This window comes from Photobacterium marinum, from assembly GCF_000331515.1.
Lineage (GTDB): Bacteria > Pseudomonadota > Gammaproteobacteria > Enterobacterales > Vibrionaceae > Photobacterium > Photobacterium marinum.
Window position 1 is genome coordinate 39,234 of the sequence record NZ_AMZO01000036.1, and the last position, 12,552, is coordinate 51,785.

Sequence of the window (12,552 nt, forward strand, 5' to 3'; positions counted from 1 at the left end):
CCTGATACCGGATATTGAAACCAGAACCCCAACCTACTTCGTTTTTTCAACCAGCCAGTCTTTAACTTCATCGTACTCGCCACGGAATACGATTCGGTCAGCTTTCTTACTCAGCTGATAGGTGTACATAGGATCATAATATTCAACCAGCAAAGGTCTTAGCCAGTCGTCATGGCCATCAAGAGAGCCGTTAATCTGCATCGCTTTAACAGCCTGCTGCTGAACATTAAGCAGCGCTTCATAACGCTCCAGACCAAGACGCTTGCGAATACCGAACATCCCGCGAGCCAGGTACTCAGCAAAATTAATCCAGCCTAGCTCTTCGCCGTCACGGGCAACGAAATCACGCTGCATCCGCACTACATAATCATCGATAAGTCGGCCAATACGGACATCAACCGGATCATTAACCACGGCAATCTTTGCATGCTGCATCGCTTCATTCAGCGCCAGCGGAACATTGGCAGAGCCGATAATTCGACCTTCGTCTTCATAAACGAAATGAGTAAAACCGCGCTCCTGCTTTTTCAGCATTTCAACAGCCAGCACGTTCTCGAAGTTAATCTGTGTACGTTGCTCTGTGACATAGCGACCGAATGATGAACCGCGATGATTTGCTGCCCCCTCAAGATCAATACCGTTTCCCAGTTCATTGACCATGATAGTTTTACCGCAACCTGTGTTACCACCGATTAGCGTCATCGGCTGTGCTGCAACCTGTTCGATAGTATCGATCAGAAAACGTCGCAGTGCTTTATAGCCGCCAACGATCTTTGGGTACTCAATACCGGCTTCTTTCAGCCACTGCTGAGTGATTTCCGAGCGCAGACCGCCACGGAAACAGTAAAGGTAACCATTCGGGTTCGCTTCACAGAATGCCTTCCACTGAGCAACACGCTCAGCTTTGATGTCACCATGAACCAGCTCATGCCCCAAAGCAAGTGCTGCTTCCTGCCCTTGCTCTTTATAACAGGTACCGACAGCTTCCCGTTCAGAATCCAGCATCAAAGGACGGTTTACCGAGGTCGGAAACGCGCCTTGAGCAAACTCAACCGGAGCTCGCATATCCATCAGCGGCGTGTCGTTGACAAAAAGTTGTCGGAAATCTTCACAATTAGGGCGTGACATTAGCAAATCTCAATCAGGGTTTTCTCGCCATTCGCTGGCATCAGTTCACCAATTGCATTCAGCTCAATACCATGGCGCTCAGCCACAGCTTGCACTTCCTGCTCCGCTTCCGGCGTAACAGCCAGCAGCAAACCACCTGATGTCTGAGGGTCACACAGCAATGCCATCTGCTGATCGCTCATTTCACCGATACGGTGACCATAGCTGGCAAAGTTACGACCAGTACCGCCAGGAACACAGCCCTGACCGATATAGTCAAACACACCCGGCAGGTGCGGAACCTGATTAAACCAAACTTTGGCTTTCAGCTCACTGCCTTCACAGATCTCGTTCAGGTGACCCATCAGGCCAAAACCGGTTACATCCGTCATAGCCTTCACACCAGCGATATCGGCAAAATCTGCACCAGGCTTGTTCAGCTTGCACATCCAGTCACGAGCAAGGCCAACATGCTCATCTGCCAGCTTGGATTTTTTCTCAGCCGTGGTCAGAACACCGATACCTAGTGGTTTGGTCAGGTATAGTTTACAGCCAGCTTCTGCCTGGTTGTTTCGTTTCACACGGTCTGTATCAACGATACCGGTTACCGCCAGGCCGAAAATCGGCTCAGGTGCATCAATAGAGTGACCACCAGCAAGAGAAATACCAGCCTCACGACAAACAGAACGACCACCTTCAATAACTTGCTGGGCAATTTCAGGTGCCAGCACATTGACGGGCCAGCCCAGGATCGCAATCGCCATGATTGGCTTACCGCCCATCGCGTAAATATCGCTGATAGCGTTAGTTGCTGCAATTCGGCCGAAATCAAACGGGTCATCAACAATAGGCATGAAGAAGTCAGTGGTGCTGATCACTGCACTGCCGTTGCCCAGATCATAGACAGCAGCATCGTCTTTACTTTCATTACCTACCAGCAGGTTAGGATCTGCAAATGGGGTGAGTTGAGTTCGGAGAATAGTATCAAGAACTTGGGGAGAAATTTTACAACCACAGCCTGCACCGTGGCTATATTGAGTTAGGCGAACATTTTCCATGACACGCTCCGGGATAATGACAAGAGCGAAGAATTCTACTCCTGCGGCTATACCCTGTCACCATTCTGGATCAAAAAGGAGCCACTGAACGCTGTCAGCGGCTCCTTTTAAGTGATTATTCAATCAATTTCGTCTCAGAGATACTCGACAAACTGCTTCAGGTCACGCTCCTGCACTTTAGCTTCCCGGCAACCCGGTGTACCCAAATACAAGAAACCGGCGATCAAATCCTCTCCCTGAACACCTAAAGCCTCACGGACAACGGGATGATAAGCCCATTTACCGGTTCGCCAGTATCCGGAAAAGCCCTGAGCAACCGCAGCCATTTGCATCGCCTGGACCGCACAACCGGCAGAAAGGTGTTGTTCAATCACTGGCACCTTTTCATGTTCAGTCACTTTCGCTACCACGGTAATAACCATAGGTGCACGAAACGGCGCTTTGCCTGCTCTCTCAATGGTTGCGTCATCTGCACCGTCTGCCTTAGCCGCTTCGACTAGAATATCAGCCAGCTTTTGCAAACCTTCACCATGAGACACAATGAACCGCCATGGTGCCAGTGCCGCATGGTCCGGAGCCCTCAGCCCTGCACGTAAAATATTATCCAACGCATCATCCTGAGGTGCAGGCTCCATTAGCTTCGGTAGTGAGCGACGACTTAACAATAACGAGAGTGCTTCCATAACAACCTCATAATGAAAATGATTATTGTTTTTACAATATCATACTTAACGAATTGTTAAACCCTTGAGAATATAAGGATTAGGAGCAAAAAAGAGGGGCTTAGAAATGAAAAAGAGTTACGAGGAAAAGCATACCTTACCCTGGCTAAGTAAAACGGCTCACCTCGTAACTCGTAGCTGAAACGTGTTGCTACACTTACACGCTGCCTTAAATTAGTTGTTACATCTTGGCGACAAGCTCAACACCTTGGCGAATCACTCGCTTGGCATCAACCTCGCCCGCCACATCTGCCCCACCAATGACGTGAACATTCACATTCATTTCACGTAACTTATCTGAGATATATTCAACGGATGTCTGCCCGGCACACAGTACGACATTATCGACATCCAGTACCCGAGACTGACCTTCTACGGTAATATGCAGACCCTGATCGTCAATCTTGTCGTAGGAAACACCACTGAGCATCTCAACACCACGCTTTTCCAGTACCTTGCGGTGAATCCAGCCAGTGGTCTTACCCGGCCCTTTACCCATCTTTCCCGAACGTCGCTGCAACAACCAGACCTGACGCTGACTGACATACTCGTCAAACGGATACAATCCTCCCGGATGCTCTAGGGTTTTATCAACGCCCCAATCCTTAAGCCAATCATCAAGCTCCTGATTTTCCGGTTCAGTCAGCATGGTTGAAACATCCACCCCGATACCGCCAGCACCAATAACAGCAACCTTTGAGCCCATCGGCACCTTGTCGCGGATCAAGGTCTGATAATCAATAACTTTCTCATGATCAACGCCGGGAATATTCGGCTTACGAGGCTGAACACCGGTGGCAACAATCACTTCGTCGTAATCTTTCAGTTCATCAGCCTGTACCGCATGACCCAGTTTAACGTTGACGTTTGTCTGCTCCATGCGGCGAACGAAGTAGCGAATAGTCTCTTTGAACTCTTCTTTGCCGGGGATCTGCATCGCCAGATTAAACTGGCCACCGACATGATCGTTCTTTTCAAACAAATCGACCTCAAAACCTCGTTCTGCAGCAGCAACCGCACTGGCCATACCGGCCGGTCCGGCCCCGACTATCGCAATACGACGCTTGGTTGCAGCCGGAGTCAACACCAACTCTGTCTCATAACAGGCCAGCGGGTTGACAAGACAGCTGGCCCGTTTACCGACAAACACATGATCAAGACAAGCCTGATTACAGCCAATACAGGTATTAATGTCATCAGCGCGGTTCTGTTCAGCCTTAACAACAAAGTCAGGGTCAGCAAGGAATGGACGCGCCATCGACACCATATCGGCCTGATTCGAGGCCAGAATATCTTCGGCAACCTGTGGGGTGTTGATCCGGTTACAGGTCACCAGTGGAATGTTCACTTCATCTCTCAACCTTTCGGTTACCCAGCTAAACGCGGCACGCGGCACCTGAGTGGCAATCGTCGGAATACGAGCCTCATGCCAGCCAATACCGGTATTAATGATGGTAGCCCCGGCAGCTTCAAGCTCTTTTGCCAACTGAACCACCTCTTCGTGAGTACTACCCTGTTCAACCAAATCCAGCATAGAGAGGCGGAAAATAATGATGAAATCACGCCCGACACGCGCACGAACGGCTTTGACAAGCTCTATCGGGAAACGCATACGGTTTTCATAGCAGCCACCCCATTCGTCATGACGATGATTAGAACGTTTACAGATAAACTGATTGATCAGGTATCCCTCTGATCCCATTAACTCAACACCGTCATAACCAGCTTCGCGCGCCAGCTCTGAACTGCGGGCAAAAGCATCGATGGTTTTGAGGATTTGACGGTTACTCATTTTACTCGGTGTGAATTTCGAGATAGGAGAACGAATAGCCGATGCACTCACAGCAAAAGGATGCATCGCATATCGCCCGGCATGTAACAACTGCAAGGCGATCTTACCGCCGGCACCATGAACCGCATCAGTAATTACCCGATGCGCCCTGGCCGCCCGAGCCGAACTGAACTCTGCGCTTAACGGATGTAACCGTCCACGGAAGTTCGGAGAAAAACCGCCTGTAACAATTAAACCAACACCGCCACGCGCACGGGCAGCATAGAATGCAGCAAGTTTTTTAAAACCGTCACGAGCCTCTTCAAGGCCTGTGTGCATAGATCCCATTAACACACGGTTACGCAACTGAGTGAAACCAAGATCTAACGGCGCTAACAAATGAGGGTAAGATTTATCGTCCATGGCTTCCAATCTTTCGTTGTTATGGTCTGACCAGTATATAAATCAAACAAACAATTTTCAAACACTTGTTTACATTACTGCAACATTATTTTCTCATGGCAGTTCATAAAATTACTGAACTCCATGATATTTCCTGTCGACAATTCGCAGCAGCCGCAATACTTAATAGAGGGGGACATGTGTACATACAGATTATTACTGTAATTACTTGTTTACTAAGTTAGGATAAAAGCAATACCTATCACATCATCAGGAATGTTAATGAAAGTGATATTCAAAGGAATTGGAAAAATATTCCGAGCTATATGGAAACTAATCAGTTTTACGCGACAACTGATTTTAAACCTGTTCTTTTTATTCTTTATCGGCATTATTTTCTTTGCGTTCAGCCAAAGTGGTGAAAAGCCTAGCTTGCCAGAAAAAGCCGCTCTGGTTCTGGATTTATCCGGACCAATAGTTGAGCAACGCACTTATATCAATCCGGTAGATCAGCTGACGAGCAGTGCCTTGGGCCAGCCACCGGTTCAGGAAAACGTTCTGTTCGATATCGTTGACACCATTCGTGCTGCATCTACTGATAACAGGATCACTGGCCTGGTGCTGAACCTGAAAGGCATGGCAGAAACCAATCTGACCAAGCTGCGTTATATCGCTAAAGCGATCGAAGAGTTCAAGCAAGCAGGCAAACCAGTTTACGCTGTTGGTGACAACTACAAACAAAGCCAGTACTACCTGTCTAGCTATGCTGACAAAGTGTTTATGTCACCTGACGGTGGCGTTCTGCTTACAGGCTACGGAAGTTACACGCTTTACTATAAGAGCCTGCTGGAAAAGCTGGATATCAATACCCATGTATTCCGTGTCGGCACTTACAAGTCGTTTGTCGAACCTTACACCCGCGACAGCATGTCTGATGCAGCCCGTGAAGCAAACACAACCTGGCTGAACCAGTTATGGGCAGCCTATACCACAGATGTCGCCAAGAACCGTCATATTGATGTGGCTTCCCTGACTCCAGAGCTGAGCAGCTTCGTAGAGCAACTGAAGAGCGTTAAAGGTGATTTTGCCAAACTGAGCCTGAAAATGGGTCTGATCGATGAGCTAATCACCCGCCCCGCGCTTAGCCAGAAACTGATTGAGGAATTCGGCAGTGACGGCGAAAACAGCTTTAACCAAATCAGTTACTACGATTACCTACCAACAGTCTTCAATACTGATCTGCCAAGCCCTAACCAGGTGGCAGTTGTCGTTGCCAGCGGCGCAATTGTTGATGGTATACAACGTCAGGGCACCGTAGGTGGTGATTCAACTGCCGCCCTGCTGCGTGAAGCTCGCCTTGACGACAATGTAAAAGCGGTCATTCTGCGTGTAGACAGCCCGGGAGGCAGTGCCTTTGCATCAGAAGTGATCCGCAATGAAGTTGATGCATTGAAGCTGGCAGGCAAACCTGTTGTAGTCTCCATGTCCAGCCTGGCAGCATCCGGCGGTTACTGGATCTCATCTAGCGCCGATAAAATCCTGGCACAACCTACAACCATCACCGGCTCTATCGGTATCTTCGCCATCATGACCACATTCGAAAAAGGCCTTGAGAACATGGGGATCTATAACGACGGTGTCGGAACTACCCCATTCTCAGGCGTCGGCGTTACCCGCAAGCTTCCTGATGGCGTTGCGGAAGTGTTCCAGCTTGGCATTGAGCATGGTTACCAACGCTTTATCGGCCTGGTAAGCCAATACCGCAATATGTCCTTAGAAGAGGCGGATAAGATTGCTCAGGGTCGCGTATGGACAGGTCAGGACGCACTGAAACTTGGCCTTGTCGATCAGCTGGGTGATTTTGATGATGCTATTGCAACCGCGGTCGAACTGGCCAAACTGGACAGCTACGAGCTGCGCTGGATGGAAGAGCCGCTAAGTCCTGCTGAAATGCTTCTACAGGAGTTTGCTTCTGAAGCTCGTACTCAGTTAATGAGTATGGTCTTTGGTGAATTGCCGGCAGCAATTCAACCGATTACACAACAAGTTGTAACAGACCTGACCACACTCAGTAACTTTAACGATCCAAAAGGCCAATATGCATTCTGCCTGAACTGCAGCAATATTGAAAAGTGAGACCAGCCCGGCACATGCCGGGCTTTTTTTACTGCGCACAGGTCGTATAATGCGACCACCGAATCGTATGTCTGTACCAGATTATGGAAAGAAAACACATTTACATTGCTTACACCGGCGGCACCATTGGGATGCAGAAGTCTGATCACGGCTATGTGCCGGTAGCGGGCTTTATGCAGAAGCAGCTGGAAAGCATGCCGGAGTTCCAACGTCCAGAGATGCCGAAATTCACCATCCATGAGTACGAGCCACTGATCGACTCATCGGATATGTCGCCAGCGGATTGGCAGCGCATCGCAGACGATATCAAAGAAAACTACGACGAATATGACGGTTTTGTCATTCTACATGGTACGGACACCATGGCTTATACCGCTTCAGCACTGTCGTTTATGTTTGAAAACCTAGATAAGCCAGTTATTGTTACAGGCTCGCAAATTCCTCTGGCAGAACTTCGTTCTGACGGCCAGAGTAACTTGCTGAACTCACTTCATATTGCGGCTAACTACCCAATCAATGAAGTGACCGTGTTTTTCAACAACCAGCTAATTCGTGGTAACCGTAGTACCAAAGCCCACGCAGATGGCTTTGGCGCCTTCATTTCTCCGAATATGCCACCGCTGCTGGAAGCAGGTATCAATATTCAGCTTAATAACGTTGAGCTGGATAAGAAGCCGGAAGGCAAGTTCAAGGTTCATAACATTACACCACAGCCAATTGGTGTAATTACTATGTACCCGGGAATCTCGCCTGAAGTGATCCGTAACACACTTCGCCAGCCAGTAAATGCGATGATCCTGCTAACCTTCGGTGTTGGTAACGCACCTCAGAACCCTGAGCTGCTGGCCCAATTGAAAGAAGCAGCGGATCGTGGCGTCATCGTGATGAACCTGACCCAATGTCTGTCAGGAAAAGTCAACATGGGTGGCTATGCGACCGGCTGTGCACTAGCTGATGCAGGTGTTCTGAGTGGATACGATATGACTCCGGAAGCCACGCTTGCCAAACTGCACTTCCTGCTAAGTCAGGATCTGCCACTTGAAACCATCCGCAGCCTGATGCAGCAAAATCTGCGGGGTGAGTTAACTCACTAAGTTCGACAGTTACCGAGAAAACGGGAGCCAATTACGGCTCCCGTTTTTTGTTTTGTGATCCCAGCCAGATTCCTTCTCTTATCTTACTGTTTTCACATACTCAATTCGCACATTCGCTATTGCACCAATTTATCTTGGCTACACTTTATACCAATTAATCAACTTCTTCTGTTGGTTGTAATTACGTTCAACTAGCCCGGGATAATAATATGATTTTACACGGTGCTGCGATTTCCCCTTTTGTCAGAAAAATCATGCTCGCCCTTTCTTACAAAGGGATCGCCTACGACCTGCAACCACTCAACCCTTACCTTGAAAAAGAGCTGGCTCAAAAACGACACCCAATGGGAAAGATCCCTGTGCTGGAACATGACGGCAGCAACATTATAGATTCGACAGTCATCGCGCACTACCTTGATGATATCTGTCCGATACCACCGCTTTACCCGGGCAACGCCGCATCGAGAGCCCAAATACGCTGGCTTGAAGAATATGCTGATACCCGCCTGACATCGCTTATTGGTGGCGTGCTGTTCTACCAGAAAATCATGCGGGGAAAAATGCTCGGCAAGGAAGTGGATCACGATGCCATAGCTCAGTGCCTTGAGCATCATCTGCCACAAGTTCTCCAATACCTCGAAGAACAACTACCGAAGGAAGGATATGTAGGCGACCACTTTTCTATGGCTGAGATCAGCCTCTGGAGTATTTTCCGTTCAGGCTGGATGGCGGGACTAAGACTAACCCGATACCCGAAATTACAAACCTATCTGGCGAATATCGAAAAAGAGCCCTGGATTGCGAATCTGATCAGTCAGGAAGACCATGAGCTGGGCAGTTTTTATTGTGAGCCAATGATTTTCGACAACCATCAAGGCAGTAACGACGCTTAAGGCGGGGAATAACACCAGGCTCATTCCTGTTGATGAGCCTGATGTTACTGTTCTTAAAGTTACATCAGGCTAAATTTGATTGTGCTTGAAACGGGCAATGTCATCTTGCTCAGACTCCTCAACCCCAAAATCACGTTTAAGCTCAGCCTTGGATTTAAATTTCATCTCACCACCGGCAGCTACAGACATGTGTTCAGGGTTAATATTATGGCGTGACTGATACAGCATTACCGCCTGCATAGCAGAATCCCGTTGCTCTTGCGTTAATGGCGTTCCATCAGTCCATTTGCCTAATTCAACCGCAGTAACAATTCGCTGATATACATCCGGGGTCATTGAGTTGAGCAGTTGTTCTAACTCCATTTGAAACTTCCTTTCTAATCCGCTGTAGATCTGATTATCATTTTTCTCAGTTCAGACACTATGCCAAACATCAAGTCTCTTCACCTAACAATTTTGTATATTCCTAACAGATCACAAGTTTTTTTGCTCCCATGATCACAATGCTTAAATAATCGGTCAGGTGGACGTTTTTAATTTATGTATAGGTTAAAATAACTTTGCTCAAAAATCGCACTTTATGGATCCCTTGCCGCCAACTATGGCTGGCACTGATAATTATGCTCATGGCCCGAACAATACTAACCAATTATAAATTATGGCTTCCGGCACTTTGTCTGACGCTACTCAGCGGCTGTTACGAACGACACCGTTCAACGGACAGCCTTTGCGAAAGCTACCCGCAAATTTGTGCCGATACCAACCTCAATGACGGGCAATGCCGACTTCAGCGAACCAAGCTTATCTGGCAACGTTATGATGTGCTGAAGGATCCGACAGATATTGAAAAGTTCAAAGAACTCAAATTCACTTACGAATACCAGAAATGTTTAGAATTCGCGGCTAGGATTGAGCCGACTGAACTGAAAGAACGCAAAACCAACCGTACCAATGCGCTGCTGGCCAGTTACAAGAACATCGATCGACTTAATACAGAGCTGGCGTACTCAACCGATCCGGAGATTATTTACTACCGCCTGACACAAGGTGATAAAAGCGCACTGCGTCAATTTTTACTTCTGGAAGGCAAACCGGAAATGGAAACACCAGAGCTACAACTGGCACTGGCGACCTTCTATACCGATAAAGACAAAGAAAAAACCATCAGGTTGCTTAAACACGCTCTGGAGTTATATCAGAAAGGACAGACCATCAAGCCGGAAATCATTCAATCATTGGCCACCTTATCTCACCAGAACAAATCAACTGATAAAGCGTACCTATGGGCAAAAGTGGGTAGTGAGCTTGGCATGCCGGTCGCCAGCCAGAAAAAACTGATCTCCTTCTACCCTATGCCGGAAGAACAGCGCCAACAACTCGATACACAAGCTAAAAAGATTTCGGAAGCGATTCAGGACGGTCGATTCAAAGCACGAATGGCTAACTGAACATATACATTATTAAGCTTCAACTAAAAGAAGGGCTCTAGAGGCCCTTCTAAAAATCTCTTGTATTACTTCCCCTCACTTTCTTCCGAAGAAAATATCAGCGAAACCGAGTTAACACAGTAACGCTCCCCGGTCGTTTGTGGTCCATCCGGGAAAACATGACCAAGATGACTGTCGCAATTGGCACAGCGGATTTCGATCCGACTCATACCATGACTATGATCCTCAAGGTAACGAATCGTCTCCGGGCTAATCGGCGCATCAAAACTCGGCCAGCCACAACCAGAGTCATATTTGTTGTCGGATTTAAACAACGCATTGTTACAACAAGTGCAGTGATAAACACCCGACTCACGATTGTGAAGCAGTGTTCCAGAAAACGGAGGCTCTGTTCCCCGCTCCCGACATACGTGATATTGCTCTGTAGTTAAAGTTTCACGCCAATAAGAATCTGATTTTTCTGACATTACTTACCCTATTATTATTAATTCCCTTTCCGAGCCGAGAAATAATGTTGCCAATTTACCGCACTGTGGCACATACTTTCTGCTCGTATGGTTCTTTCATTTACTCTGCTCATTTAAGCATAATTTAATTGAGCTGAGAGTGGATATTAAAAGTTAACAACAGCAACGATGGATATTCATACAGTTTCCGTTTAAATTTGCATCGTTGTAGTGGGAATGTAAAAAAAATCCGAACTTTTTTTTGACCTCACGCAATTTAAGTTCGTTTTTGACTTGCAGCGTCACGTTAGATTCTGTAATTTTACTACCAGTTATCTTTCATTAGAAATTAAGTTGTGGAGCAACTGTAATGACTATCAAAGTAGGTATTAACGGTTTTGGCCGTATTGGACGTTTTGTTTTCCGTGCTTCTGTAGAGCGTAACGACATCGAAGTTGTTGGTATCAACGACCTAATCGACGTTGAATACATGGCTTACATGCTGAAGTACGACTCAACTCACGGTCGTTTCAACGGTACTGTAGAAGTTAAAGACGGTAACCTAATCGTTAACGGTAAAACAGTTCGCGTAACTGCAGAACGCAACCCAGCTGACCTTAAGTGGGGCGAAATCGGTGTTGACGTTGTTGCAGAAGCAACAGGTATCTTCCTGACTGACGAAACTGCTCGTCAGCACATCACTGCTGGTGCGAAGAAAGTTGTTCTAACTGGTCCTTCTAAAGACGCTACTCCAATGATCGTAATGGGTGTTAACCAAGACACTTACGCAGGTCAGGATATCGTTTCTAACGCGTCTTGTACTACTAACTGCCTAGCGCCAATCGCTAAAGTTCTTAACGACAAGTTCGGTATCGAATCTGGTCTTATGACTACAGTTCACGCGACTACAGCTACTCAGAAGACTGTTGACGGTCCTTCTGCTAAAGACTGGCGTGGCGGTCGTGGTGCTTCTCAGAACATCATCCCATCTTCAACTGGTGCAGCTAAAGCTGTAGGCGTTGTTCTTCCAGAACTAAACGGCAAACTAACTGGTATGGCTTTCCGCGTACCAACTGCTAACGTTTCTGTTGTTGACCTAACAGTTAACCTGAAGACTGGCGCATCTTACGAAGCTATCTGTGCAGCAATGAAAGAAGCTTCTGAAGGCGAGCTGAAAGGTGTTCTAGGTTACACTGAAGACGCAGTAGTTTCTCAGGACTTCATCGGTGAAGTACAGACTTCTGTATTCGATGCTAAAGCTGGTATCGCTCTAACTGATAACTTCGTTAAAGTTGTATCTTGGTACGACAACGAAATCGGTTACTCAAACAAAGTTCTAGACCTAATCGCTCACATCTCTAAGTAATGTAAGCTTTTAGCTAGGATTCAAAAGGCGGCGCTACGGCGGCGCCTTTTTTGTATCTGGTTTTTGTGGAATGGCAAAAAACCACCAGCTCATAAGCAGCGATGGGTAC

Annotated in this window: 11 protein-coding genes; 5 read left to right on the forward strand and 6 right to left on the reverse strand. The window is 47.3% G+C overall.

The window, feature by feature from the left end; all coding sequences use genetic code 11:
- Positions 1–33 precede the first annotated feature (33 nt).
- From mnmH to C942_RS20850, 4 genes are all read right to left on the reverse strand, one after another.
- Positions 34–1,128, reverse strand: a complete 1,095-nt coding sequence (mnmH, locus tag C942_RS20835; protein WP_007469991.1) for a tRNA 2-selenouridine(34) synthase MnmH — start codon at positions 1,126–1,128, stop codon at positions 34–36.
- A complete protein-coding gene (gene selD / locus C942_RS20840; RefSeq protein ID WP_007469993.1) occupies positions 1,128–2,165 on the reverse strand; it encodes a selenide, water dikinase SelD in 1,038 nt (345 codons plus the stop codon). The genes mnmH and selD overlap by 1 nt, the downstream gene beginning before the upstream one ends.
- Positions 2,166–2,299: 134 nt before the next feature.
- Positions 2,300–2,848 (reverse strand): NAD(P)H nitroreductase, encoded by a 549-nt coding sequence (locus tag C942_RS20845; protein ID WP_007469995.1) that lies wholly within the window; start codon positions 2,846–2,848, stop codon positions 2,300–2,302.
- A 220-nt stretch (positions 2,849–3,068) separates the two neighbouring features.
- Positions 3,069–5,081 carry an NADPH-dependent 2,4-dienoyl-CoA reductase gene (locus tag C942_RS20850; RefSeq protein WP_007469996.1) on the reverse strand — a complete coding sequence of 671 codons (2,013 nt, stop codon included), beginning with the start codon at positions 5,079–5,081 and terminating at the stop codon, positions 3,069–3,071.
- Between the two features lie 261 nt (positions 5,082–5,342).
- Here C942_RS20850 and sppA point away from each other — a divergent pair, with 261 nt between their 5' ends.
- The 3 genes from sppA to C942_RS20865 all read left to right on the forward strand — a co-directional run bounded on the left by sppA (position 5,343) and on the right by C942_RS20865 (position 9,183).
- On the forward strand, positions 5,343–7,196 hold the full coding sequence (sppA, locus tag C942_RS20855) for a signal peptide peptidase SppA (RefSeq protein WP_007469999.1): 1,854 nt from the start codon (positions 5,343–5,345) through the stop codon (positions 7,194–7,196).
- 83 nt (positions 7,197–7,279) lie between these two features.
- Complete coding sequence (ansA, locus tag C942_RS20860; RefSeq protein WP_007470001.1) at positions 7,280–8,290, forward strand: asparaginase; 1,011 nt, start codon at positions 7,280–7,282, stop codon at positions 8,288–8,290.
- A gap of 209 nt (positions 8,291–8,499) precedes the next feature.
- Positions 8,500–9,183, forward strand: a complete 684-nt coding sequence (locus C942_RS20865; RefSeq protein WP_007470003.1) for a glutathione S-transferase family protein — start codon at positions 8,500–8,502, stop codon at positions 9,181–9,183.
- 69 nt (positions 9,184–9,252) lie between these two features.
- Here C942_RS20865 and C942_RS20870 read toward each other — a convergent pair whose 3' ends face one another.
- Entirely contained in the window at positions 9,253–9,546 is a 294-nt protein-coding gene (locus C942_RS20870; protein ID WP_007470005.1) for a YeaC family protein, read from the reverse strand.
- A gap of 263 nt (positions 9,547–9,809) precedes the next feature.
- On the opposite strand from C942_RS20870, the gene C942_RS20875 reads away from it, so the two are divergent.
- A complete protein-coding gene (locus C942_RS20875; protein ID WP_007470007.1) occupies positions 9,810–10,631 on the forward strand; it encodes a DUF2989 domain-containing protein in 822 nt (273 codons plus the stop codon).
- 65 nt (positions 10,632–10,696) lie between these two features.
- Here C942_RS20875 and msrB read toward each other — a convergent pair whose 3' ends face one another.
- Positions 10,697–11,098 carry a peptide-methionine (R)-S-oxide reductase MsrB gene (msrB, locus tag C942_RS20880; RefSeq protein ID WP_007470009.1) on the reverse strand — a complete coding sequence of 134 codons (402 nt, stop codon included), beginning with the start codon at positions 11,096–11,098 and terminating at the stop codon, positions 10,697–10,699.
- Positions 11,099–11,447: 349 nt separating this feature from the next.
- Between msrB and gap the strand changes: the two genes are divergently transcribed.
- On the forward strand, positions 11,448–12,443 hold the full coding sequence (gene gap, locus C942_RS20885; protein WP_007470011.1) for a type I glyceraldehyde-3-phosphate dehydrogenase: 996 nt from the start codon (positions 11,448–11,450) through the stop codon (positions 12,441–12,443).
- Positions 12,444–12,552 lie beyond the last annotated feature (109 nt).